Below are 23,912 nucleotides of genomic sequence, written 5' to 3' on the forward strand. Positions count from 1 at the left end.
CCTGCCGCGGAACAGTGCGATCCATGTCACAGCCGTGTGACGACTCGTCACACCCGTCGTTCCGCGACAGTCCGCGTCCGCCGTCGCGCGACTGGTCGCCTCAGTTGTTCCACGACTCGTCGTAGGGGTCCCTGGGCTGTGTCGTGGGCGTGACCGTCGTCGCCTCGAACCAGGGGATCGGGCCGGCGTTGACCGGGTCGCGGGTCTGGCGGGGGGTGTACGCGCCGGTGACGCGCAACCAGGTGTCGGGCTGGAGGACCGGGGGGATGCGGCCGGTGAGGCCGATCTTGACCGGCTGGGCGTCGGCGGCACAGCAGTTGAGGGCCATGCGGACGAGGTACGGCGTGCCGTCGGCGTCCAGGGCGAGGAAGCCGGTGATCTCGATGCGGCGGCCGCTGAGGGTGCGGCCGTGGTCGTAGGCGGCGCGGGTCGCGTAGTCGACCACGCTCAGGCGCAGGGGACCGGTGGGCGGGAGGGCCGCGTAGGCGGGCGGTTCCTGGAGGGCCGTGCCGGTGCGGGTGGCGCTGTAGGAGCCGAGGGCGGGCGGGGCGACCAGGATCAGGGCGAGGAGGGGCAGGAGCAGCAGCCAGGCGATCCGGGGTTCGGGGTGGGCGGCCTCGGTGTGCCCCGCGCCGCGCTGCCGGCCTCGTTCGTACCAGGCCGTGGCCAGGGCCGTCGCCACCAGGACCGCGCCCGAGGCCAGGAGGAGGGGTTGCAGGCCCGCCTTGACGTAGCGGAGGTAGAGGTCGGTGGCGCCGGCGTGCAGGAGGGTCGCGCCGAGGAGGAAGAGGACGGCCGACTGGGCCAGGCGGTTCACAGGAGCACCGCCCCGGTCAGCGCCGCCCCCGCCACCGCGAGGACGAACGTCGTCGGGGCGAAGCGCAGGGCGAAGCCCCGGCCGAAGGTGCCCGCCTGCATCGCGAACAGCTTCAGGTCGATCATCGGGCCGACGACCAGGAAGGCGAGGCGGGCCGTCAGCGAGAACTGTGTCAGGGACGCCGCGACGAAGGCGTCCGCCTCCGAGCAGATGGACAGGATGACGGCCAGCACGGCCAGCGCGAGGATCGCGACGAGGGGGTTGTCTGCGGCGGTGCGCAGCCAGCTCTCCGGGGCGAGCGCCTTCAGCGTCGCCGCCGCCATCGCGCCCACGACGAGGAAGCCGCCGGCGTGCGTGACGTCGTGCCGGACCGCGTCCCAGAACGCCGCGCCCTTGGTGCGGCCCTCGTGCGGCGGGTGCGCGGGCGGGCGGAGCCAGTCCGTGCGGCCCAGCCGGTGCCAGAGCCAGCCCATCGCGCAGGCCACGGCGAGGCTCGCCACGAACCGGGCCAGCACCATCTCGGGGTCGCGCGGGAAGGCCACGGCGGTCGCCGTCAGCACGATCGGGTTGATCGCGGGGGCGGAGAGCAGGAAGGCGAGGGCCGCGGCGGGGGTGACGCCCCGGCGGACCAGGGCGCCGGCGACCGGTACGGACGCGCACTCGCAGCCGGGCAGGACCGCCCCCGCGACGCCGGCCACCGGGACCGCGAGAGCGGGGCTGCGGGGCAGGGCGCGGGCGAAGAACGACGGGGGGACGTAGACCGCGATCGCCGCCGACAGCAGGACGCCCAGGACGAGGAACGGCAGCGCCTGGATCACCACCGCCACGAAGACCGTCGTCCAGCTCTGCATCACCGGCGCGGCCAGCGCGCGGCGCAGCGGGCTCTGGAGCAGCACCGTCAGGAGCAGCAGGAGGGTGAGGGCGAGAGGGGAGGTGAGTCGGGGGCGGGGTTCGCGGCCGGCCCGCCCGGCCTCTGCGTCCGCGTCGTCGGCGGGACGCGCCGCCGCTTCCCCCTGGTGGGGAGCCGTCGCTCTGGTGATGGCCACGGGTGGGGCACCTCCGGGTTCCCTCGCGCTGTCGCCCTGCCCTGCTGCTGGTCCCCCGCCCGTCCCATACGGCCGTGCGGGTCCGCGCGTTCACCGGCCGTCTGGTACCACCCGTCCCGGTGAGGCAGTCTTCTCCCTCGTGGGGAGCGTTCCGAATCAGGGTGCGCCGCAGGGCGGCGCCGGCGGGCACATGGTGGTGTGCGGGGACGACGGTCTCGCGCACCGGCTGGCCGCCGAGTTGCGGGGAGTCTACGAGGAGCAGGTCACCCTCGTCGTACCGCCCGCCGAGCGTACGGTACGGCCGCCGGTCGTCGGGCGGGCCCGTGCGGTGTCCGCGGCGCTGCTCGACCGGGTGGTGAGCGCGGCCGTCAACCGGGCGTCGGGCAACGGCGGCGGCGCCGCGGCGGGCGCGGGAGCGGGCGCCGGGGGCGGTGAAACCGGCGGTCCGCGGCAGGTGTTGGAAGCCGACGAGCCGACCGAGGCCGTGCTCGCCGAGGCCGGGGTGGAGCGGGCGGCCGCCCTGGCGCTCGTGTACGACGACGACGAGACGAACATCCGCGCCGCCCTGACCGCCCGCCGGCTCAACCCCAGGCTGCGGCTCGTGCTGCGGCTGTTCAACCGGCGGTTGGGCCAGCACATAGAGGAACTCCTGGATCAGGCAGCCGCGTTGGCGGTGGGCAGCGAAGGAGACGGGGACGGCGGCCCGGGCGGGGCCGGGGGCGGCGGCGCGGCGGAGGCCTCGACCACCGTGCTGTCCGACGCCGACACCGCCGCGCCCGCGCTCGCGGCGACCGCCGTCGCCGGCACCACGAAGGTCGTCCAGACGGACCGGCTCATGCTGCGGGCCGTCGAACGGCCCCCGCCCCGGACCGGGCAGGCCGGAGATCTCGCCGGCGGGCCGGCCGGTTCCGGTCCGGCCACGCTGGCGTTGCTGTCCGCGACGAGCAACGACCCGTCCTTCGCGGACGGTTCGGAGGCCAGCGGGGAGCAGGGGCCGCTGCTGCTGCCGGACGCGGCGACGGTGGCCGCCGCCCGGGGGCGGGGCAGCGTGGTGCTGGAGCAGGTGTCGTACGCGGCCGGGGTCGGGTCGCCCGCGGGGCGGGGCGTCGCGGTGGTGGCGCCGTTCGCCTCCCTGTTCTCACGGCGGTTGCGCTGGTCGCTCGCCGGGCTGGTGGCGTGCGTGGTGGCACTGGCGGTGGCGTTGTGGGTGGTGACCGGGATCCATCCGCTGGGGGCGGTCTATCTGACGCTGCTGGACCTGTTCTCGATCAACGACCCGGCGATCGGCGCGTCGACCGAACGGCAGGTGCTGCAACTCCTGTCGGGGCTGATGGGGTTGCTGTTGCTGCCGGTGCTGCTGGCCGCGGTGCTGGAGGCGCTGGGGACGTTCCGTGGGGCCGGGGCGCCTCGGCGGCCGCCCCGGGGGATGGGCGGGCATGTCGTGCTGCTCGGGTTGGGGAAGATCGGCACGCGGGTGCTGACGCGGTTGCGGGAGCTGGACATCCCGGTGGTGTGCGTCGAGGCGGCGCCGGAGGCGCGCGGGGTCGCGGTGGCGCGGCGGCTGCGGGTGCCGGTGGTGCTGGGGGACGTCACGCAGGAGGGGGTGCTGGAGGCGGCGAAGATCCGCCGCGCGCACGCGCTGCTCGCGGTGACCAGCTCGGACACGACGAATCTCGAGGCGGCGTTGTACGCGCGGTCGCTGCGGCCGGATCTGCGGGTGGTGCTGCGGCTGTACGACGACGACTTCGCGACGGCGGTGTACCGCACGTTGCGGGCGGCGCATCCGCAGGCGTTGACGCGGAGCCGCAGTGTGTCGCATCTGTCCGCCCCGTCGTTCGCGGGGGCGATGATGGGGCGGCAGATCCTGGGGGCGATTCCGGTGGAGCGGCGGGTGTTGCTGTTCGCCGCGCTGGAGGTCGCGGGGCATGGGCAGTTGGCGGGCAAGACGGTGGGGGAGGCGTTTCGGGCGGGGTACTGGCGGGTGCTGGCGCTGGACCGGGGGGAGGACGGCGGGCTGGTGTGGGACCTGCCCGAGTCGTACGTGCTGCGGGCGGCGGACCGGGTGGTGCTGGCGGCCACTCGGCGCGGGTTGGCGGAGCTGTTGGGGCGGCGGGGGCGGCGGTAGCTTGTGCGGCCGGGGCCGGGGCAGGCCGGGGGTGGGCGTCGCTCGCCCGCGCTGGCGGCGCCGGTGACGGCGACCCCCAGGGGCGCGGGGGACTGCGCGACCGGCCCCCACCCACCCGTACCCGGCCTTGCGCCGCCTACCGCAGGTACCGCTCCGCGAATTCCAGTTCCAGGCGGACCTGTTTGATCCGTTCGTCGACCACCAGGGAGCCGTGGCCCGCGTCGTAGCGGTAGACCTCGTGGGGGGCGCCGCGGGACTCCAGGCGTTTGACGTAGTTGTCGATCTGGCGGATCGGGCAGCGGGGGTCGTTGACCCCGGCGGAGATGTAGACCGGCGCCTTGACGTCGTCGACGTACGTCAGGGGCGACGAGGCCGCGAAGCGTTCCGGGACCTCCTCCGGGGTGCCGCCGAGCAGCGTGCGGTCCATCGCCTTCAGGGCCTCCATCTCGTCGTGGTAGGCCGTGACGTAGTCGGCGACCGGGACCGCCGCGATGCCGACCGCCCACGCGTCGGGCTGCACGCCGAGGCCGAGCAGGGTGAGGTAGCCGCCCCAGGAGCCGCCGGTGAGGATCAGGCGCGCCGGGTCGGCGAGGCCCGAGGAGACCGCCCACTCGCGGACGGCGGCGATGTCCTCCAGCTCGATCAGGCCGACCCGGTGCTTCAGCGCGTCGGTCCAGGCCCGGCCGTACCCGGTGGAGCCCCGGTAGTTGACGCGGATCACGGCGTAGCCGTGGTCCACCCAGGCCGCCGGGGCCGCCGCGAAGGAGTCGCTGTCGTGCCAGGTGGGGCCGCCGTGGATGTCGAAGACGGTCGGCAGCGGGCCGGTGGCGCCCGCCGGCTTCTGGACCAGGGCGTGGATCCGGCCGCCAGGGCCCTCCACCCATACGTCCTCCACCGGCACCGAACCCGGCGACTTCGGCCCGGGCGGGTCGAGGACCACCCCGCCGCTCGTGGAGCGCACCGCGGGCGGCTGGGCCGCGCAGGACCAGAGGTACTCCACGCTGCCGTCGGGGCGGGCCGTCGCCCCCGACACGGTGCCCGGCGGGGTCGGCACCCGCACCAGCTCGCGGCGGGCCAGGTCGTAGCGGAACAGTTCGCTGCGCGCCTCGAAGCTGTGCGCGACGAGGAGGCCCGAGCCGTCCGGGTACCACTCGGCGCTGACGTCGCCCGGCAGGTCCAGGGCCAGGTCGCTCTCCTCGCCGGTCGCCACGTCCCACACCATCGGCTCCCAGCGGCCCCTGCGCTGATGGCCGATCAGCAGCCGGGTGTCGCCGTCGACCGGGGCGAAGCCCAGCACCTCGAGGCCCAGTTCCTCGGTGCCGCCCCGGGTGTCGTCCAGTTCGGCGACCGTCGTGCCGTCCGGGCGCAGGACGCGCAGCGCGGAGTGCATCGCGTCGCCGTGCTCGGTGTGCTCGATCGCGATGAGCGAGCCGTCGTGGGAGAGGTCGCCCACGCCCGCCGACTCGCGGTGGCGGTACAGCTCGAACGGGGGCTCCCCGACGCGAGCCACGTGGATCGTGGTGCCGTCCTCGTCGGTGGAGCGGCCCACGACCGCCGTACGGCCGTCCCGGCCCAGGGCCAGGCCCGCGGGGTAGGAGGGGTCCAGGCCGGGGGTGGCCAGTTCGTCCTCGCCGCCCTCGAAGGGCTGGCGGCGCCAGACGCCGAACTCGTCGCCGTCCTTGTCGTCGAACCACCAGATCCAGGCGCCGTCCGGGGAGAGCACGCCGTCCGTGGTGCCGTTCGCCCGGTTCGTCGCCTGGCGCCGCTCGCCCGTCGACCGGTCCCACGCGTACAGCTCGTACGTCCCCGTCGCGTTCGACACGAACAGGGAGCGGTCCGGCGCGTCCTCGGCCCAGTCGGGCAGCGACACCCGGGGCGCCCTGAAGCGCCTCTCCCAGTCCGGCGTCTCCTCGTGCCGCTGTGGCGCGGCGGACCCGTTGCTCTCAGTCATGGCCCCATACTGCCTGCCCAGAGCGACAAGTAATCCCCGCGGCCCCCAGCCTGTGGACAACTTTGCCCATGCCTCGCCGTTCGTCCACACCCCGCGGCCCGCCGCGCCGCGCTTGCCCCGTACCGTTGAGGGCGTGTACCGGTTCCTGCTGACGCCCCGCTGGTGGGGGATCAACGTCTTCGTGCTGCTGGCCGTCCCCTTCTGCGTCTTCATGGGGTCCTGGCAGCTGAGCCGGTTCGAGACGCGCGTCGACGACCAGCGCACCGCCGAGGCGCAGGTGGCGTCGGCCCGCGAGGAGGCGCCGCGGCCGCTCGCCGAGATGCTGCCCGTGGACAAGGCGACCTCCGGAAAGCGGGTCACCGCGACCGGCCGGTACGGCGAACAGCTGCTGGTGCCCGACCGCGAGCTGGACGGCCGGCGGGGCTTCTACGTGTTGACGCTGCTGCGGACGGACGGCGGCAGGGCGCTGCCCGTGGTGCGCGGCTGGCTGCCCGGCGCCGCCGACGCGGCGAAGGCCCCGGCGCCGCCCGCCGGCGAGGTCACCGTCACCGGCGCGCTCCAGGCGTCCGAGACGCCCGGCGACAACGGCGTGAGCGCGCGCGGGGGCCTGCCTGCCGGGCAGACGGGCGCGATCAGCGCGGCGTCCCTGGTCAACCTGGTCTCCTACGACCTGTACGACGCCTGGGTGACCCTCGACACCGCCGACTCGGGGATGAAGGCGGTGCCGGCGACCGCGCCGGCCGGCACGGGACTGGACCTGAAGGCGTTCCAGAACCTCGGGTACACCGGCGAGTGGTTCGTGTTCGCCGGGTTCGTGGTGTTCATGTGGTTCCGGCTGGTGCGCCGCGAGGTGGAGTTCGCACGCGACACCGCGCTCGGGATCGTCCCGCAGGACGACCGGGCGGGGGCCGGCGCGGACCCGGCCGTTCAGGAGGACGCCAGCACGCCCGTCCGGTAGACCGTGCCCGCGCAGGCGTTCGTGACCGTCGTCGAGACGGCCGGGCCGCCGCCCTCGGCGGTGTACGTCAGCAGGACGCTGCCGTCGGCCGTGCCGTCCTCGACGAGCAGCTGCGGGGCCGTGCCCTCGCCGGCGCCGGCCGAGGCGGTGCCGCTGTTCTGCTCGCTCGGACTGGGGTCGGGCGAGGCCGTGCCGCCGCCACCCGTGTCGCCGCCGGTGCCGCCGCCCGGGGTGGGGCAGGTCTCGGCGGGGACCCAGGCGAACTTCACGTCGTACGCCGCGCCCGGGGCGAGGGTCAGCCGGGAGGCGTAGAGGGAGGGGCCGGGCAGCTGGGGGGCCTGGCCGCCGGCGGCGTACTCGACGACGCCGACCTTCGCGGGGTCGGCGGCGCCCTGGGCGGTGGGCGTCAGGGAAACCGCGCCGCCGACGGTGCAGCCGTGGTCGGAGACGTTGACGACGTGGAAGCGGCCGTAGACCACGCCCGTCGCGTCGGGGGCGTCGACGCCGGCGGTGGCGGAGCCGAGCTGGGAGGACGTGCAGGCGGGGGCGGTGGCCTCGCCGGAGGAGGAGGGGCCGGCGCCGGTGGTGGCGCCCGTCGCGCTGCCGGTCTCCTTGTCCTGTTCGTCGCCCTTGCCGGTGTCCTCGTCCTTCTGGCCGGGGCTGCCGTCGGCGGCGTGGGCCGTGCCCGAGGCGCCGCCGTCGGGGAGCTTGCTCGCGCCGTCGTCGCCCTGGGCCCGGGAGGCCTGGCCGGCGATGGCGGGATTGGCCTCCGGGCCGTCGGAGTTCGAGACGTGCAGGGCGGCCGGGACGGCGGTGACGACGAAGAGGGCGGCGGCGGCGATGCCGACGGCGGCCTGCCGCTTGCGGGCCCTGCGGACGGGCACGGCCCGCCGCAGGTGGTCCAGCGCCCCGTCGCGCGGTTCCATCTCCTGGACCGCCTGGTGGAGCATGCGGCGCAGTGCCAGCTCGTCCGAGTCGAGCCCGTCGGGGCTCTGTTCGTCGAGGTGGTGGTTCACGGTTGCGTTCCCAGCGTGCGAGTGGTTCGGCTGTTGCGTGTGCGGCCGCCCGTGCGGCGGCCGGGCCGGCTCGTCCTGCCGCCCGGCCGGCTCGTCCGGCTCGTGCCGCCGGTGTGGGTCCGGCTCCCCCTGGCCGCTCACGCCGGCTCCTCCATGGCGACGCGCAGGGCGGCGATGCCGCGGGAGCCGTAGGCCTTGACGGAGCCCAGCGATATCCCGAGGGTCTCGGCGACCTGCGCCTCGGTCATGTCGGCGAAGTAGCGCAGCACGAGCACCTCGCGCTGGCGGCGCTGGAGGCCCTTCATCGCCTTGATGAGCGAGTCGCGCTCCAACTGGTCGTACGCGCCCTCCTCGGCGCTGGCCATGTCCGGCATCGGCTTGGACAGCAGCTTCAGTCCGAGGATGCGGCGGCGCAGGGCGGAGCGGGAGAGGTTGACGACCGTCTGACGCAGGTAGGCCAGGGTCTTCTCCGGGTCGCGGACGCGCCCCCGCGCGGAGTGGACGCGGATGAAGGCCTCCTGGACGACGTCCTCGCAGGAGGCGGTGTCGTCGAGGAGGAGGGCGGCGAGACCGAGCAGCGAGCGGTAGTGGGCCCGGTAGGTCTCGGTGAGGTGGTCGACGGTGGTGCCCGCCGCCACGGCGTCCGCGGCGGCCTCGGAGGGCTCGACGCCGCCCTGGGGCCCGGGCTGGCCGGGTATCCGGGCGGGCCGCGCTGCGGGCATGGGGGCGATCACCGGCATGCCGCCGCGCCCGCCGGGCAGGCGGGGGCGAAGGACGGCGCGGGGCGGCCGCAGGACCGCGGCGCGCGCCGCCACAGGGAAGTCGAGTACCTCTGCCACGTCAGTTGGACACGCTCGCCCCCTCGATGGTTGTACGCGCCGGCCACGGCATCAGGGCGTGTCGCCCCCACCGGCGTCCCGCACCCGCGTCGCGCACCCGGCAGCACCACTGACGGCGTCTCACATGCCCTCATGTGTCCCGCTCTTCCCCTGTATCCCATATGAACGGGCGTCCCCACGCCCTGATCACGGCGTCCCCACGCCGGGACCACACACACCAACACACCCCTGAGGGGTCACAGCCACGCACCCGGAAGGGTGATCGCAAAGACGCTCCCCGCCCCCCGCTCGGTTGCGGGGGACGGGGAGGGAAATCGTCGTTTTCCATCCTCAGCGGCGAAGGTGCCCGATACAAGCGATCCCGACCGTCGACCGGATCACATCCGCACCTGAAAATCCTATCGATCCGCCAAGCTCTGGCCAGGGCTTTTCCGGCCGCGCCGGTGTCTCAGGACAATTCCGCCGCCACCAGCTCCGCGATCTGCGCCGTGTTGAGGGCGGCCCCCTTGCGCAGGTTGTCCCCGCACACGAAGAGCTCCAGGGCCGTGGGATCGTCCAGCGCCCTTCGCACCCGGCCCACCCAGGTCGGGTCGGTGCCCACCACGTCGGCCGGAGTGGGGAACTCCCCGGCGGCCGGGTTGTCGCACAGCACCACGCCGGGCGCGGTGTCGAGGATCTCGCGCGCGTGGTCGACGGTGACCTCGTCCTGGAAGCGGGCGTGCACGGTGAGGGAGTGCACGGTGACCACCGGCACCCGCACACAGGTCACCGCGACGGGCAGCTTCGGCAGGCCGAGGATCTTGCGGGACTCGTCCCGTACCTTCATCTCCTCCGAGGACCAGCCGTCCTCGCGCAGCGATCCGGCCCACGGCACCACGTTCAGGGCGACCGGCTCCGGGAACGGCCCGGTCAGATCGCCCACGGCCCGCCGTACGTCACCGGGGCTGGTGCCCAGTTCCGTGCCGGCCACCAGGGACAGCTGCTGCCGCAGCGCCTCCACGCCGGCCCGGCCCGCCCCGCTGACCGCCTGGTACGACGACACCACCAGCTCGCGCAGCCCGAACTCGGCGTGCAGCGCGCCCAGCGCGACGATCATCGACAGGGTCGTGCAGTTGGGGTTGGACACGATCCCGCGCGGCCGGGCCCGCACCGCGTGCGGGTTGACCTCGGGAACGACCAGGGGCACCTCCGGGTCCATCCGGAAGGCGCCGGAGTTGTCGACCACGACCGCGCCCTTGGCGGCGGCGACCGGCGCCCACCGCTCGGCGACCTCGTCCGGCACGTCGAACATCGCGACGTCGACGCCGTCGAAGGCCTCCTCGGTGAGCGCCGTCACCTCGACCAGCTCCCCGCGCACGGCCAGCTTGCGGCCGGCCGAGCGCGGCGAGGCGATCAGACGGATCTCGCCCCAGACGTCGGCGCGCTGGGACAGGATCTGCAGCATGACCGTGCCCACGGCGCCGGTCGCTCCCACGACCGCCAGCGTCGGGCGCGCGGTCGCGCGAAGGACCGTCATCAGCGTCCGGTGCCCCCGTAGACGACGGCCTCGTCGCTGTCGGAGTCCAGACCGAAGGCGCTGTGCACGGCGCGCACGGCCTCCGACACGTCGTCGGCGCGGGTGACGACCGAGATGCGGATCTCGGAGGTCGAGATGAGCTCGATGTTGACGCCCGCGTCGGACAGCGCCTTGAAGAAGTCGGCCGTGACGCCCGGGTTGGTCTTCATGCCGGCGCCGACCAGGGAGATCTTGCCGATCTGGTCGTCGTAGCGCAGCGAGTCGAAGCCGATGCCGGCCTTGCTCTTCTCCAGGGCGTCGATGGCCTTGCGGCCCTCGGCCTTGGGGAGGGTGAAGGAGATGTCGGTCAGACCCGTGGAGGCGGCCGACACGTTCTGCACGATCATGTCGATGTTGATCTCGGCGTCGGAGATCGCGCGGAAGATCGCCGCGGCCTCGCCCGGCTTGTCCGGGACGCCGACGACCGTGACCTTGGCCTCGGAGGTGTCGTGCGCGACGCCGGAGATGATGGCCTGCTCCACCTGCTTTTCCCCTTGCTGCTGTGTCTTCCGGTCGACCGGCTCGCTGCTGACCCACGTGCCCGGGAGTCCGCTGAAGGACGAGCGGACGTGGATCGGGATGTTGTACCGGCGGGCGTACTCCACACAGCGGTGGAGCAGCACCTTGGAGCCGGACGCCGCCAGTTCGAGCATGTCCTCGAAGGCGATCCAGTCGATCTTCCTGGCCTTCTTGACCACGCGCGGGTCGGCGGTGAACACGCCGTCGACGTCGGTGTAGATCTCGCACACCTCGGCGTCGAGGGCGGCCGCGAGGGCCACGGCGGTGGTGTCGGAGCCACCGCGCCCGAGGGTGGTGATGTCCTTGCTGTCCTGGCTGACACCCTGGAACCCGGCGACGATGGCGATGTTGCCCTCGTCGAGCGAGTCACGGATCCGGCCCGGGGTCACGTCGATGATCCGGGCTTTGTTGTGGACCGAGTCGGTGATGACACCTGCCTGGCTGCCGGTGAACGACTGGGCGCTGTGGCCCAGGTTCTTGATCGCCATGGCCAGCAGGGCCATCGAGATCCGCTCCCCGGCGGTCAGCAGCATGTCGAGCTCGCGCCCGGCAGGGATCGGGGATACCTGCTCGGCGAGATCGATCAGCTCGTCCGTCGTGTCGCCCATCGCGGAAACCACGGCGACCACCTGGTGGCCGTTCTTCTTGGCTTCCACGATCCGCTTGGCGACGCGCTTGATGCCCTCGGCATCGGCTACGGAGGAGCCTCCGTACTTCTGCACGACAAGGCCCACGTGCGCTCCTCGCTCAGTTTGTCTCTTTCCGCACATACACCCTCGTACTGCGGGTCGGCTCAGTTTAACGAGCGTCCGTATGCGGCCCCCCTGGTATCGCATGGTGAGACACACCGCGATGCCGGGGGCCGGTCGCCCGTCAGGACCTCCCCTGCCCACTGAAGACGAAGTGATAGCTGTGAATTAAGTTTCAAGCAGTTTGGAGCGCCGTCGGCGGGCTACTCAGCGCAGGTTGAGGGCGTCGCCGGCGGACTGCTCAGCGCAGCCCGAGACGGTCGCCGATCTCCTCCGCCATGACCCGGCCCGCCTCGACCTCAAGGGCGTCGTCGCCCATGTCCTGGTCGGTGTCCAGGCCGTCCAGCTCCTCCAGCGGCTGGTCCAGACGGACGTGGGCGAGGACCGAGTGCAGGGCGCGCAGGGTCGCCGACGCCGTGGAACCCCAGTTGGAGAAGTAGGAGAACTGCCACCACCACAGCGCCTCCGTGGTGCGGCCGGCGCGGTAGTGCGCCATGCCGTGGCGCAGGTCGGTGATCACGTCGGTGAGGTCGTCGGAGATCCGGGCCGGCACCGGGGCCTTGCGGGGCTCGTAGGGGTCGAAGACCTCGGAGTAGACGTCCACCGGGTCCAGGAGACGGGCGAGGTTCTCGCGCAGCTCGTCGACGTCCGGCTCCGGGCCGGGATCGGGCTCGTAGCGCTCGTCGGGGACGATGTCCTCGTGGGCGCCGAGGCGGCCGCCGGCCAGCAGCAGCTGGGAGACCTCCAGCAGGAGGAAGGGGACGGCCGAGGCCGGCTCGTCGCCCTTGGCGACCTCGGTGACCGCGACCAGGAAGCTCTCGACCTGGTCGGCGATCTGGACCGCGAAGTCGTCCGGGTTCTGGCCGGTCGCGTGCAGCGTGGCGTCAGACATCTAGGAGTCGTCTCCCCTCGAAGGCGCGGCCGAGGGTCACCTCGTCCGCGTATTCCAGGTCGCCGCCCACCGGGAGGCCGCTGGCCAGGCGGGTGACCTTCAGGCCCATGGGCTTGATCATCCGGGCGAGGTACGTGGCCGTCGCCTCGCCTTCGAGATTCGGGTCGGTGGCGAGGATCAGCTCGGTCACCGTGCCGTCCGCGAGGCGGGTCAGCAGCTCCCGGATGCGCAGGTCGTCCGGGCCGACGCCCTCGATGGGGCTGATCGCGCCGCCGAGGACGTGGTAGCGGCCCCGGAACTCCCGGGTGCGCTCGATGGCGACCACGTCCTTCGGCTCCTCCACCACGCAGATGACGGCGGGGTCGCGGCGCGGGTCACGGCAGATGCCGCACTGCTCCTCCTGCGCGACGTTCCCACAGACGGCGCAGAAGCGGACCTTGGCCTTGACCTCCATCAGGGCCTGCGCGAGACGCCGTACGTCCGTGGGCTCCGCCTGGAGGATGTGGAAGGCGATCCGCTGGGCGCTCTTGGGACCGACGCCGGGCAACCGCCCCAGCTCGTCGATGAGGTCCTGGACCACGCCTTCGTACAACGGACTGCCGTCCTTCCTGGATTCCCTGCGGTACGTACGGTAGTTGGCCGCCGCCCTTCCTAGGAAGGAGGTGCGGCCATGACGGTCAGAAGGGCAGGCCGGGAATGCCGCTGCCGCCGCCCAGACCCTGGGCCAGCGGGCCCAGCTTCTGCTGCTGGAGGTTCTGCGCGTTCTCGTTGGCCGCGTGGACGGCGGCGACGATCAGGTCGGCGAGCGTCTCGGTGTCCTCCGGGTCCACCGCCTTCGGGTCGATCTTCAGCGCGCGCAGTTCGCCGGCGCCGGTGACGGTGGCGTGCACCAGGCCGCCGCCCGACTGGCCGTCGACCTCCGTGGCCGCCAGCTCCTCCTGGGCCTGGGCCAGGTCCTGCTGCATCTTCTGGGCCTGCTGGAGCAGCTGCTGCATGTTGGGCTGGCCACCACCGGGAATCACGATCAGCTCCTGTGTCGTACGGCTGTCACGGGGGTCTCCCGCTGTCCTCGGGCGGGAATTCCCGCTCGGCACGAGCCTACGTGGTCTGTGCGGGTGTCGCCCCAGCACTCTTTCGAGTGACTCACGGGTGTGGCCTCTACCTGATCAAGGCCTACTTCCGGGCGGAAAAGTGACGAAACCTTCCTCTTCGGCACCGGCCGGAGGGTAGGAAAGGGGGCCTGGATCACGGGATCAGCAGGGATCAGTAGGGAGTGCCGGGTGGGTCAGCAGCCAGAGAGGCAGCCCGAGGGCCCGCCCCAGGACGGACGGGGCGACGGGGCGGCCGGGCTGCGGCCGGGCGATCTGACCGGGCGGGCCTTCCCGCTCGGGAACTGGGGCGAACCCGCCGAGCGGCTCGACGAGCTGTACCGGTGGGTGGAGCGGGGCGCGCTGGAGACGGCGTCCTGGTACCTCGCCGACCGGGTCTGGAAGCGGCGGAGCGCGCGGGTGCTGCGGAGCGGGGCCGCGGCGGGCGCGGCGGCCGGGGCGGCGCTGCCGCTGCTGGATCTCACCGGTGCGCTGGGCGGGGCCGCCCCCTGGGGATACCTGGCGCTGCTGCTGGCGGCGACCTGCGCCGGAGTGGACCGGTTCTTCGGGGTCACCTCGGGGTGGATGCGGGACGTGGCGACCGCGCAGGCCGTACAGCGGCGGCTCCAGGCACTCCAGTTCGACTGGGCGTCGGAGAGCGTGCGCGAGGTGCTGGGGCCCGCCGAGGGGACCGCCGGTGAGGCCGCCGAGCGGTGTCTGACGGTGCTGCGGCGGTTCTCCGAGGACGTCACGGAGCTGGTGCGGGTGGAGACGGCGGAGTGGATGGTGGAGTTCCGGACGGGGGTGGCGCCCATGGGGATCCAGGGGGCGGCTTCCGGCGGTGCGCGCGCAGAGGCGCAGGGCGCGCACGGTCGTTCCGCGCTGCCGCCGGGGGCGGCCGCCCGGCCGAACATGCCCCGGCAGCGACCGCCCGAGCCGCGCTGAGGCAGCCGGCGTCTCTCAGTCGACGCGGGTGTACGTCAGCTTCTCGCCGGTGCTCCGGTTGAGGCGTTGCAGCCGGCCGTCGGGGAGCAGGGCGACCTCGGTGGCGGCGCCGGGGGTGCAGGAGGAGAGCGGCTTTCCCGTGGTGACCGTGGAGGGGCCTATGGCCAACGGGCCGTTCCCCACGGGCTTTCGAGTGAGTTCCGCGGTGAACTCGCAGTGGTAGCCGTCGCCGTCGGCGACCAGCTTGAGGACGTCGTCGCCCACCTGCCCCTGAGTGAGCGTGAGACGGCGGGCGTTGACGCCGGCCGCGTTGTCGATGGTGGCGGACCAGGCCCCGAGGAGGGCCTCGGGAACCGCGCCGTCCCCCGCGGTGGGCGAGGCGGACGCGGAGGGCGTCGCCGTCGGCTCCGCGGTCTCCTTGGGCGCCGCCGCGCCCGCGGCGGCCGGGGAGGGGGACGCGCCGGGTCGCGCGTCGGACGTCGCCCCGTCGTCGCCCGTCATCAGCGCGTACACCGAGCCCCCGGCGGCGAGCGCGACCACCGCGGCGACGGCGACGAGCAGCGCGCCGGCGCGGCGACTGCGGCGGGGCGGCTCCGAGGGGTCGTCGGCTTCGCCGCCGTCGTAGCGGTCGTGGGGGGCGACGGCGGTGGCGCCGGGACCGTCGGAGTACGGGTTGTACGACGCCGGCTGCGACGGGTAGCCGTAGTCGGGCGCGGGGTGGGGGTGCTCTTGCGGGTGACCGTAGGCGGGGTGGGCCTGCCCGACGGTCCGAGCGCCGGGAGCAGTGCCGCGGCCACCGGCCGGCCCGCTCCCCGGCACCGGGCGGCCCCAGCCCGGTTCCGCGCCCCAGCCCGGCTCACCGGACGCCCCGGAACCGGCGGAGCCCGGGGCGGGCACGGTGGGGGTGTGCTCCGGGGGGCGGGTCTCACCGCGGGGGCCGGTGTGGTCCGGGGGCGTCTCGGGGTTCTCCGTCTCCAGCAGGCGGACCGCGTGGCGGCCCAGCTGTGCCACCAGGGCGCCCGGCAGCCACGGGTCGCGGGAGCGGCCCTCGGCGACGGTCTCGTCGGCGCGGGTGCGCCGGAGGATCCACTCCAGCGAAGGACGGGCGTCCGGGTCCTTGCGCAGACAGCCGCGGACCAGATCGGCGATGCCCTCGGGCAGGCCGGTGAGGTCGGGTTCCTCCTCGGCGATGCGGAACATCAGCGCGTGCGCCCCGTTGTCCGCGGCGCCGAAGGGCAGCGCGCCGGTGGCCGCGTAGACGAGGACGGAGCCGAGGCAGAACACGTCGCACGCCGGGGTGATCCGCTCGCCGCGCACCTGCTCCGGGGACATGAAGCCGGGCGAGCCGACGACCGCGCCGGTGCGGGTGAGGCCGTCGTCCCCGGCGATCGTCTCCAGCGCCCGCGCCACGCCGAAGTCGATGACGCGCGGCCCCTCGATGGTGACCATCACGTTGGACGGCTTGAGGTCGCGGTGGACGATCCCGGCCGCGTGGATGTTGGCGAGCGCGTGCGCGAGGCCGGCGGCGAGGATGCGCACCGACCGCTCGGGCAGCGGGCCGTGGTCACGGCCGACGACCTGCTGGAGGCTCGGCCCGGCGACGTACCCGGTGGCGACCCAGGGCACGGCGGCCTCGGTGTCGGCGTCGAGGACGGGCGCCGTCCAGAACCCGCCGACCCGCTGGGCGTTGCGCACCTCCTGGCGGAACCGCGCCCGGAACTCCTCGCGCGCCGCCAGCTCCGGCCGGACCAGCTTCACGGCGACGGTCCGTCCGCGGTCGGAGCGGGCCAGGTAGACCTGGCCCATGCCGCCGGCGCCCAGCCGCGCGAGCAGCCGGTAGCCGCCGATGCGCTGTGGATCTCCCGCGCCCAGCTTCTCCATGGCCGCCCCGCCTCTCCCCCACAGATGTGATCAAGCCGAGGATAATCCGGCCATTCGGGGAGTCGCGCGGGGCGGGGCCTACGGTTCCATAACGGGCGGCGGCTCCGGCGTGACCCCGGTCTCCAGCGCGCCCGGCGCCTGCGGTTCCAGCGCTTCCAGCACCGTGGACAGCCGTTCCAGGACGCGTACGGCCTCGGCGAGCTCCGCCTCCCCGAACGCCTCCGCCAGCCGGTCGGCGAAGGCCGCGTGCTGGGGGTCGATGCGGGCCACGGCGGCCCGCCCCTGAGCCGTGGGCGCGAGCAGCTTGGCGCGCCGGTGGGCGGGGTTCGGCCGGTACTCGGCGAGCCCGCGGTCGACCAGCAGGTCGGCCACCCGCTGCACGCTCTGCCTGGTGATGCCCATCGCGCGGGCGATTCCCGACACCGGCAGCGGTTCGCCGAGCACCGCTCCGAGCACCTGCCACCAGGCGGCGGTGAGCCCGGACGGCCGGGCCAGCTCCTCGGCCACGGCGAGGAACCGGCCGTTCAGCCGGAAGACGCCGAGCGCGCTCCGGCTGAGCAGGTCCTGTCGTCCGCCCGTCACCGCGCGGCCGCCTTCTCCAGTACGGCGTACGCCTGCGCGTCGGAGTCGTGGAAGAGCCGGTACCAGGCGTCCAGCACCTCCCCCTCGTACACGCCGAGGAGACCGAGCACCTCACGGGCGAAGGCGACGGGTTCGGTGGGCCCGGCGGTGATCAGAGACCGGTCGGTGACCGCGTCGGCGTCGATGTAGCGCTCGCCGCCGCCGTACCCGGTGGCGGCGAGATAGAAGGAGACGGCGCTGGTGTGGGCCCGGTCGTCGAGCAGGCCCTCGCGGGCGAGGCCGGCGGTGGCGCCGCAGATCGCGGCGACGGGCGTGCCGGCGTCCAGGAAGGCGCGGGCGGCGCGGGCGAAGGGCGCGAGGTCCTGCGAGGTGTCCCACAGGTCGGCGCCCGGGAGGATCAGGAGCGCGCTGTCCTCGGGGCGGAGGTCGGCCAGGGCCAGGTCGGGCTGGATCCGCAGGCCGCCGACGCTGGTCACCGGGTCCGTGGACGGGCCGACCGTGCGCACCGGGTGGCCCGCGCGGGCGAGGTACGCCGTGGCGTGCCCCGTCTCCCAGTCGGCGAGGGTGTCGTAGACGGCGAGGTGCACGGGCTTGCGGGTGGGGGCGCTCATGATTCCTCCTCGGGGCGGTATAACGAGGTCATGACAGCATCCTGCCCATTCGTCAGGATGCTGTCAAGCATGGTTCCGGCCGTCCCGACGCCCGACAACCTGTCGCGGAAACCCTCACTCCGCAGACAGGACGCCGATACCGATTCCGCATCCCGGACATTTACGCTCACCCGCATGACCCCTCAGCCCCACCCCCAGGCCGGCGCCGCCGTGAAGGCCGCGGACCGCGCGCACGTCTTCCACTCCTGGTCCGCCCAGGAGCTCATCGACCCGCTCGCCGTGGCCGGCGCCCAGGGGTCGTACTTCTGGGACTACGACGGCAACCGCTACCTCGACCTCAGCAGCGGGCTCGTCTACACCAACATCGGCTACCAGCACCCGAAGGTCGTCGCCGCGATACAGGAGCAGGCCGCGAAGCTCACCACCTTCGCGCCCGCCTTCGCCATCGAGGCCCGCTCCGAGGCGGCCCGGCTGATCGCCGAGCGCACCCCCGGCGACCTCGACAAGATCTTCTTCACCAACGGCGGCGCGGACGCCGTCGAGCACGCCGTCCGCATGGCCCGGCTGCACACCGGCCGCGCCAAGGTGCTCTCGGCGTACCGCTCGTACCACGGCGGCACCCAACAGGCCGTCAACATCACCGGCGACCCCCGCCGCTGGGCCTCCGACAGCGCCTCCGCCGGCGTCGTGCACTTCTGGGCGCCGTACCTGTACCGCTCCCGCTTCTACGCCGAGACCGAGGAGCAGGAGTGCGCCCGGGCGCTGGAGCACCTGGAGACGACGATCGCCTTCGAGGGGCCCGGCACGATCGCCGCGATCGTCCTGGAGACGATCCCGGGCACCGCCGGCATCATGGTGCCGCCGCCCGGCTACCTCGCCGGAGTGCGTGAACTCTGCGACCGGCACGGCATCGTCTTCGTCCTCGACGAGGTGATGGCCGGGTTCGGACGCACCGGCGAGTGGTTCGCCGCCGACCTGTTCGACGTCACGCCCGACCTGATGACCTTCGCCAAGGGCGTGAACTCCGGCTATGTCCCGCTCGGCGGTGTGGCCATCTCCGGCGCCATCGCGGAGACCTTCGGCAAGCGGCCCTACCCCGGCGGCCTGACCTACTCCGGGCACCCGCTGGCCTGCGCCGCCGCCGTCGCCACGATCGAGGTGATGGCCGAGGAGGGCGTCGTCGACAACGCCAGGCGCCTGGGCGCGAGCGTCGTGGAGCCCGGCCTTCGGCAGCTCGCCGAGCGCCACCCCAGCGTCGGCGAGGTGCGCGGCGCCGGCATGTTCTGGGCGATCGAGCTGGTGCGCGACCGCGCGACCCGCGAGCCGCTGGTCCCCTACAACGCCTCCGGCGAGGCCAACGCGCCGATGCTCGCCTTCGCCTCCGCCGCGAAGAAGGCCGGTGTGTGGCCGTTCGTGAACATGAACCGCACCCACTTCGTGCCGCCGTGCAACGCGAGCGAGGCCGAGCTGAAGGAGGGCCTGGCGGCGCTGGACACGGCGCTGTCGGCGGCCGACGAACACACGGTGTAGGGACACCGCTCCCCGGGCCGGGCGGCGGGTGGCGGAGACCGTCCGCGCACCGGATCCCGAATGCGTCGAACGCGTAAGGTGGCGTGCTCGTATTGGAGTACGAGCGAGGCGTACGAGCACGCCATCGCACCGTGACGAGGGAGACGCCCCGACCATGCCCGGCAGCAGCGGCACCGGCGCCGTGACCCGCAGCACCCTGCGGCAGCAGATCGCCGACGCGCTTCGCGACGAGGTGCTGGCGGGCCGGCTCCAGCCGGGCCAGGAGTTCACGGTGAAGGAGATAGCCGAGCAGTACGGCGTCTCCGCCACCCCGGTCCGCGAGGCCCTCGTGGACCTGTCGGCGCAGGGCCTGCTGGAGGCCGACCAGCACCGCGGCTTCCGTGTCCACGAGTACTCCGTCGAGGACTTCCGCGGCATGATCGAGGCGCGCAGCCTGATCATCGAGGGCATGTTCCTCGCCCTGGACGAGGGCCGCCAGGGCTTCAAGAACCCCGAGGACCCGCGCATAGCCGCCGCCGTCGCGGGCGTGCGCCGTCGTGGCGAGGAGGCCCAGCGCGCCGCCGCCGCCGGCGACCTCACCGTCCTCATCGGCTACGACCTGCGCTTCTGGCGCGAGCTGAGCTCGCTGTTCGGCAACCCCTATCTCGCCGACTTCCTGCACCGGCTGCGGGTGCAGTCCTGGGTGTGCCTGGTGCAGCATCTGCGGCGGCTCAGCGAACTGCGCGGCCACCTGTGGGCCGGGCACAAGGAACTGGTCGACGCCCTGTATCACCGCGACACCACCGCCGCCCGCGCTCTCCTGGACGCCTACAACGCCCACTCGGTCGCCCTGATCGAGCGGCTGGCCGCCGAATGAGAGGAACGGCCCCGGGCGGCACGAGGGAGACGTACTCCTCGCGGGCGGTCGTGGACCTCTCCGTCGTCATCCCCGCCTACAACGAGGAACGCCGGCTGGGCCCCACCCTCGACGCCGTCACCCGCTACCTCCGGGCGACCGCCCACCGCCGGGGCGCCTGGGAGATCGTCATCGCCGACGACGGCTCCACCGACGCCACCCGCGAGATCGTCACCCTGCGCCGCGACCCGCGTCTGCGGCTCGTCACCAGCCCCCGCAACCGCGGCAAGGGCGCCGCGCTGCGCCTCGGCGTCGCCGCGAGCCGGGGCCGCCGCGTCCTGGTCACCGACGCCGACCTCGCCGCGCCCGTCGAGGAACTGGAGCGCCTGGACCGGGCGCTCGCCCAGGGGCACGCGGCCGCCGTCGGCTCCCGTGCCGTGCCGGGCGCGACGCTCGGCGACCGCCAGCACCGTTTCCGCGAACTCCTCGGCGCCGCCGGGAACCTGCTCATCCGCGCGACCACCCTGCGCGGCATACGCGACACCCAGTGCGGGTTCAAGCTGTTCGACGGCGACAAGGCGCGCGCCGCGTTCGCCGCATCCCGGATGGACGGCTGGGCCATCGACGTGGAGGTGCTCCGGCACTTCCAGCTCTCCGGCTGGCCGGTGGCCGAGGTCCCCGTGCACTGGTCGCACCAGCACGGCTCCAAGGTCCGCCCGCTGGACTACCCGCGGGTGCTGCGCGACCTCGTCCGCATCCGCGTCCGGCTGCCGGGGCTCGCCGACATGTTCGCCGCCGCCCTCTTCCTGACCATGGCCGTCGCGCTGTACTCCGGGCGCTTCTTCGACCCCGCCCGCCGGTACCTCACCGACTCGCTCCAGGACCAGAACCAGTGGGAATGGTTCTTCGCGGTGACCGCCGACAACGTCGCCCGTCTGCGCAACCCGTTCTTCAGCGATCTGCAGGGCGCCCCCGACGGCGTGAACCTGATGGCCAACACCGCGATGCCCGGCCTGTCGGTCCCGCTCACCCCGCTCACGCTGCTGCTCGGCCCGGCCGTCACCCTCAACCTGGTGATGACCCTGGGCCTGGCCGCCACCGCCGGCGCCTGGTACTGGCTCATCGTGCGCCGGCTCGTCCGCCAGCGCGGGGCCGCGTTCGCCGGGGCCACCCTGGCCGCCTTCGCCCCGCCGATGGTCAGCCACGCCAACGCGCACCCCAACTTCGTCGTCCTGTTCATGATCCCGCTGATCATCGACCGGGCACTGCGGCTGTGCGAGACGGGCGCCCGGCGCACCCGGGACGCCGTCGTCCTCGGCCTGATGGCGGCCTACCAGCTGTTCCTCGGCGAGGAGGCGCTGCTGCTGGCCGCCCTCGGCATGCTGGTCTTCGCCCTCGCCTACGCCGCGGTGCGCCCCGACGTGGCCCGCCTGGTCGCGCGTCCGCTGCTCGGCGGCCTCGCGGTCGCCGCCGCCGTCTGCCTCACGCTCGTCGTCTACCCGCTGGCGTGGCAGTTCTCCGGACCGCAGAGCTACACGCACATCGAGCACGGGCCCGCCGCCGCCAACTCCGTGCGGGCCCTGTTCACCTTCGCCGAACGCTCCCTGATCGCCGGGGACGCCGACCGCGCCGCCGCGCTCTCCCTCAACCCCACCGAACAGAACGCCTTCTACGGCTGGCCCCTGCTCCTGTTCGCCCTCGCCGTCACGGTAGCGCTGTGGCGGCGGCCGGCGGCCCGCGCGCTGGCGTGCACGGCGGCCGTCGCCGCGGTCCTCTCCCTGGGCCCGCGCATCCACGTCCCGTTCAGCGGCGCGGAGATCCCCGGCCCCTGGGCCCCGCTCGCCGGCCTCCCGCTCCTCGAATCGGTCATCGTCAGCCGGGTCGCGCTGATCTGCGCGCCCGCCCTCGGCATGCTCCTCGCCCTCGCCGTCGGCCGGCTGGCCACGGCCCGCTCCCTGGGCACGCAGTACGTCGGCCTGCTGGCCGTCTGCCTCGCCCTGCTGCCCCTCGTCCCGGCCCCGCTGAAGTCCGAACCGCGCGCCGCGACACCCGCCTTCTTCACCGAGGGCGGCTGGAAGCCGTACGTCAGCCCCGGCGAGACCCTGGTACCGGTGCCGCTGCCCGATCCGCAGGCCGCCGAGGCCCTGCACTGGCAGACCGAGGCCGGCCTCGGCTTCCGCATGCCGGGCGGCTACTTCAACGGCCCCTACGGCGACGGCGACCGCAGCGGCGTCTACGGCGTCCCGCTGAACTTCACGGCGAGCCTGCTGAAGGACGTGCGGGACACCGGCGTCGCCCAGGTGATCGACGACCGAGCCCGCGCCGAGGCCCGGCAGGACCTCGCCCACTGGAAGGCGGGCGCGCTGGTGCTCGTCCCGCAGCCGCGCGACGCAGTGCTGCGGGCCACGGTGGACAAGCTGGTGGGCCGGCCCGCGCAGTGGGTGGACGGCGTGTGGGTATGGGACCTGCACGGAGGGAGCTGACGCAGACCGTACCGACTACCCTTCGCAGACCGGGCAGTAGACGAGACCGACGACGAACCCGTTAGGTGAGGAGCCCTCTTTGGCCTGTGACCTGTGGCTGGTACCGCTCGTCGACGTGTTGTGCCACACCCCTGACAACCCGTTCGCTGAGGAACTCGCGCAGTACAACAAGGTGCTGGCCGAGGCGGGACTCCCGCCCGTGCCCGTCTACCAGTACATGCCGGGTCTGTCCGGAGACGTCGCCCCGGTGGCCGGCTTCGACTACGACGCACTGCACTTCCTGCGCCGCGCCTATCTGCTCCAGGTGTGCGGCCTGCCCGTGACCCCTGTCGACGCGCTCGGCGGCGACTACGAACAGCTGCTGGAGATGTTCGAGGCCACGGCCCAGCAGTCCCACCTCGTCTGGCACTACGACCACGCGGGCGCGTACGTCCCCGTCGACTTCCCGCAGCCGCTGTCCAACGACGAACTCCTGGCCGGAGGCGGCCCGCTGGGGTCCGCCCAGTCCCTGCTGCGGGAGCTGGAGAAGGTGGCCCCGTCGATCGGCATCGACGCCGCCAACCCGCCGGCCGCGCCGCAGCCGCCCTCGGCTCCGACCGAGCTGGAGGAGCCCGCCGTGCCGGCGCCGTACGACCCGAGCCCCTTCGCCCGTGAACGGCACGTGTGGCTCGGGCTGCACGCGGCGGCGACGCGGAGCCTCGCACAGGGCTCGATGATCGTCTTCAGCTGAGCAGGTCCTCCAGCTCCGCGGCGAAGAGCAGCGCGGGGTCGAGGCCCATCCCGGTGAAGTGGCCCGCCAGCTCCAGGGACAGCACGCCGTGCAGACGGGTCCAGAAGGCCGTCGCACGATGGAGGGCGGCGGGCGGGGCGGGGTGGCCGGCCGCCCAGTCGCGGTGGTCGGCGAGATGCTCGTCGAACGGCGTCGCCGGCCCGGACGACGGCAGCGCGGCGCACGCGTCGAGCAGGACGGCCATGATCTCGGACGCGATCACGGTGATGTCGTCGGGCGCGTGATAGCCCGGGACGGGCGTGCCGTAGACGAGGAAGTAGCGCTGGGGGTCGGCGAGGGCCCAGCCGCGCAGGGCGTGCGCGAGCGTCGCCAGGGCGGGCTCACCGGGCTCCCCGGGTTTGCGTGGCGGAGCGGGTTCGGCGGCCACCGCGCCCGCCGCGGTCCCGGCGGCGCCGGCAGCTTCGGCGGACTCCGCAGCCGCGACGGCGGCCGCCGCCTGGAAGGTGTCGGCGAGGCTGCGGTACGCGTCCCGGATCAGCTCGGTGATCAGCTCGTCGCGGCTGCCGAAGTAGCGGTACAGCGCGGGGCCGCTCATCCCCATCTTCTTGGCGATCGCGTTGAGGGAGAGCGCTGACGCCCCCGCGGCGGCGATCTGCTCCCACGCCCGTTCCTTGACCTCCGCGCGCACCTGGGCCCGGTAGCGCTCGCGCGGGCTCTTCGCGTTCTCCGTGTCCACCATGCGTTAGAGGTTATCACCGAC

The 23,912-nt window shown here is 73.7% G+C and carries 21 protein-coding genes; 7 read left to right on the top strand and 14 right to left on the bottom strand.

Translation table 11 applies throughout. The features are described from left to right. Positions 1–100: 100 nt before the first annotated feature. Positions 101–817, bottom strand: coding sequence for a TIGR03943 family putative permease subunit (locus tag ACIRS4_RS18145; protein WP_404196497.1), 717 nt, complete (start codon positions 815–817; stop codon positions 101–103). Next, entirely contained in the window at positions 814–1,863 is a 1,050-nt protein-coding gene (locus ACIRS4_RS18150; RefSeq protein ID WP_404196499.1) for a permease, read from the bottom strand. The genes ACIRS4_RS18145 and ACIRS4_RS18150 overlap by 4 nt, the downstream gene beginning before the upstream one ends. A 190-nt stretch (positions 1,864–2,053) precedes the next feature. Between ACIRS4_RS18150 and ACIRS4_RS18155 the strand changes: the two genes are divergently transcribed. After that, positions 2,054–3,988: an NAD-binding protein gene (locus tag ACIRS4_RS18155; RefSeq protein ID WP_404196825.1), complete on the top strand. Its 1,935-nt coding sequence runs from the start codon at positions 2,054–2,056 to the stop codon at positions 3,986–3,988. Between the two features lie 136 nt (positions 3,989–4,124). Here ACIRS4_RS18155 and ACIRS4_RS18160 read toward each other — a convergent pair whose 3' ends face one another. Next, a complete protein-coding gene (locus tag ACIRS4_RS18160) occupies positions 4,125–5,939 on the bottom strand; it encodes a prolyl oligopeptidase family serine peptidase (protein WP_404196501.1) in 1,815 nt (604 codons plus the stop codon). A gap of 133 nt (positions 5,940–6,072) precedes the next feature. Here ACIRS4_RS18160 and ACIRS4_RS18165 point away from each other — a divergent pair, with 133 nt between their 5' ends. Then, a complete protein-coding gene (locus ACIRS4_RS18165) occupies positions 6,073–6,897 on the top strand; it encodes an SURF1 family protein (protein WP_404196504.1) in 825 nt (274 codons plus the stop codon). On the opposite strand, the gene ACIRS4_RS18170 is transcribed toward ACIRS4_RS18165, so the two are convergent. From ACIRS4_RS18170 to ACIRS4_RS18200, 7 genes are all read right to left on the bottom strand, one after another. Continuing rightward, positions 6,867–7,913, bottom strand: a complete 1,047-nt coding sequence (locus tag ACIRS4_RS18170) for a hypothetical protein (protein ID WP_404196507.1) — start codon at positions 7,911–7,913, stop codon at positions 6,867–6,869. The genes ACIRS4_RS18165 and ACIRS4_RS18170 overlap by 31 nt on opposite strands. A 137-nt stretch (positions 7,914–8,050) precedes the next feature. Continuing rightward, a complete protein-coding gene (locus ACIRS4_RS18175; protein WP_404196510.1) occupies positions 8,051–8,752 on the bottom strand; it encodes a SigE family RNA polymerase sigma factor in 702 nt (233 codons plus the stop codon). A gap of 448 nt (positions 8,753–9,200) precedes the next feature. Continuing rightward, positions 9,201–10,268, bottom strand: a complete 1,068-nt coding sequence (locus ACIRS4_RS18180) for an aspartate-semialdehyde dehydrogenase (RefSeq protein ID WP_404196513.1) — start codon at positions 10,266–10,268, stop codon at positions 9,201–9,203. Further along, positions 10,268–11,560 (bottom strand): aspartate kinase, encoded by a 1,293-nt coding sequence (locus ACIRS4_RS18185; RefSeq protein ID WP_404196516.1) that lies wholly within the window; start codon positions 11,558–11,560, stop codon positions 10,268–10,270. Before ACIRS4_RS18185 ends, ACIRS4_RS18180 begins: the two co-directional genes overlap by 1 nt. 256 nt (positions 11,561–11,816) lie before the next feature. Beyond that, on the bottom strand, positions 11,817–12,467 hold the full coding sequence (locus ACIRS4_RS18190) for a DUF5063 domain-containing protein (protein WP_404196518.1): 651 nt from the start codon (positions 12,465–12,467) through the stop codon (positions 11,817–11,819). After that, positions 12,460–13,059 carry a recombination mediator RecR gene (gene recR / locus ACIRS4_RS18195; protein WP_404196521.1) on the bottom strand — a complete coding sequence of 200 codons (600 nt, stop codon included), beginning with the start codon at positions 13,057–13,059 and terminating at the stop codon, positions 12,460–12,462. The genes ACIRS4_RS18190 and recR overlap by 8 nt, the downstream gene beginning before the upstream one ends. An 85-nt stretch (positions 13,060–13,144) precedes the next feature. Further along, entirely contained in the window at positions 13,145–13,489 is a 345-nt protein-coding gene (locus tag ACIRS4_RS18200; RefSeq protein WP_404196524.1) for a YbaB/EbfC family nucleoid-associated protein, read from the bottom strand. Between the two features lie 258 nt (positions 13,490–13,747). Here ACIRS4_RS18200 and ACIRS4_RS18205 point away from each other — a divergent pair, with 258 nt between their 5' ends. Beyond that, positions 13,748–14,500, top strand: a complete 753-nt coding sequence (locus ACIRS4_RS18205) for an SLATT domain-containing protein (protein WP_404196527.1) — start codon at positions 13,748–13,750, stop codon at positions 14,498–14,500. Positions 14,501–14,515: 15 nt separating this feature from the next. On the opposite strand, the gene ACIRS4_RS18210 is transcribed toward ACIRS4_RS18205, so the two are convergent. From ACIRS4_RS18210 to ACIRS4_RS18220, 3 genes are all read right to left on the bottom strand, one after another. Beyond that, entirely contained in the window at positions 14,516–16,381 is a 1,866-nt protein-coding gene (locus ACIRS4_RS18210; RefSeq protein ID WP_404196530.1) for a protein kinase, read from the bottom strand. Positions 16,382–16,459: 78 nt separating this feature from the next. After that, positions 16,460–16,963 (bottom strand): MarR family winged helix-turn-helix transcriptional regulator, encoded by a 504-nt coding sequence (locus ACIRS4_RS18215; protein WP_404196533.1) that lies wholly within the window; start codon positions 16,961–16,963, stop codon positions 16,460–16,462. After that, positions 16,960–17,574 (bottom strand): DJ-1/PfpI family protein, encoded by a 615-nt coding sequence (locus tag ACIRS4_RS18220; RefSeq protein ID WP_404196536.1) that lies wholly within the window; start codon positions 17,572–17,574, stop codon positions 16,960–16,962. Before ACIRS4_RS18220 ends, ACIRS4_RS18215 begins: the two co-directional genes overlap by 4 nt. Positions 17,575–17,748: 174 nt before the next feature. Here ACIRS4_RS18220 and ACIRS4_RS18225 point away from each other — a divergent pair, with 174 nt between their 5' ends. From ACIRS4_RS18225 to ACIRS4_RS18240, 4 genes are all read left to right on the top strand, one after another. Beyond that, positions 17,749–19,104, top strand: coding sequence for an aspartate aminotransferase family protein (locus tag ACIRS4_RS18225; protein ID WP_404196538.1), 1,356 nt, complete (start codon positions 17,749–17,751; stop codon positions 19,102–19,104). Positions 19,105–19,258: 154 nt separating this feature from the next. After that, positions 19,259–19,960: a GntR family transcriptional regulator gene (locus ACIRS4_RS18230; protein WP_404196541.1), complete on the top strand. Its 702-nt coding sequence runs from the start codon at positions 19,259–19,261 to the stop codon at positions 19,958–19,960. Beyond that, positions 19,957–22,422, top strand: a complete 2,466-nt coding sequence (locus ACIRS4_RS18235) for a glycosyltransferase (RefSeq protein ID WP_404196544.1) — start codon at positions 19,957–19,959, stop codon at positions 22,420–22,422. The genes ACIRS4_RS18230 and ACIRS4_RS18235 overlap by 4 nt, the downstream gene beginning before the upstream one ends. A gap of 79 nt (positions 22,423–22,501) precedes the next feature. Next, entirely contained in the window at positions 22,502–23,152 is a 651-nt protein-coding gene (locus ACIRS4_RS18240; protein ID WP_404196547.1) for a hypothetical protein, read from the top strand. On the opposite strand, the gene ACIRS4_RS18245 is transcribed toward ACIRS4_RS18240, so the two are convergent. Beyond that, positions 23,145–23,891, bottom strand: coding sequence for a TetR/AcrR family transcriptional regulator (locus tag ACIRS4_RS18245; RefSeq protein WP_404196550.1), 747 nt, complete (start codon positions 23,889–23,891; stop codon positions 23,145–23,147). The genes ACIRS4_RS18240 and ACIRS4_RS18245 overlap by 8 nt on opposite strands. Positions 23,892–23,912 lie beyond the last annotated feature (21 nt).

Source organism: Streptomyces sp. NPDC101166 (genome assembly GCF_044768125.1).
GTDB lineage: Bacteria > Actinomycetota > Actinomycetes > Streptomycetales > Streptomycetaceae > Streptomyces.

Excerpts from the sequence above, each read along its gene's own strand:
- ACIRS4_RS18155 (WP_404196825.1), top strand. The coding sequence starts at position 2,054 with ATGGTGGTGTGCGGGGACGACGGTCTCGCGCACCGGCTGGCCGCCGAG.
- ACIRS4_RS18160 (WP_404196501.1), bottom strand. The coding sequence starts at position 5,939 with ATGACTGAGAGCAACGGGTCCGCCGCGCCACAGCGGCACGAGGAGACG.
- ACIRS4_RS18180 (WP_404196513.1), bottom strand. The coding sequence starts at position 10,268 with ATGACGGTCCTTCGCGCGACCGCGCGCCCGACGCTGGCGGTCGTGGGA.
- ACIRS4_RS18190 (WP_404196518.1), bottom strand. The coding sequence starts at position 12,467 with ATGTCTGACGCCACGCTGCACGCGACCGGCCAGAACCCGGACGACTTC.
- ACIRS4_RS18210 (WP_404196530.1), bottom strand. The coding sequence starts at position 16,381 with ATGGAGAAGCTGGGCGCGGGAGATCCACAGCGCATCGGCGGCTACCGG.
- ACIRS4_RS18220 (WP_404196536.1), bottom strand. The coding sequence starts at position 17,574 with ATGAGCGCCCCCACCCGCAAGCCCGTGCACCTCGCCGTCTACGACACC.
- ACIRS4_RS18225 (WP_404196538.1), top strand. The coding sequence starts at position 17,749 with ATGACCCCTCAGCCCCACCCCCAGGCCGGCGCCGCCGTGAAGGCCGCG.
- ACIRS4_RS18230 (WP_404196541.1), top strand. The coding sequence starts at position 19,259 with ATGCCCGGCAGCAGCGGCACCGGCGCCGTGACCCGCAGCACCCTGCGG.
- ACIRS4_RS18235 (WP_404196544.1), top strand. The coding sequence starts at position 19,957 with ATGAGAGGAACGGCCCCGGGCGGCACGAGGGAGACGTACTCCTCGCGG.
- ACIRS4_RS18245 (WP_404196550.1), bottom strand. The coding sequence starts at position 23,891 with ATGGTGGACACGGAGAACGCGAAGAGCCCGCGCGAGCGCTACCGGGCC.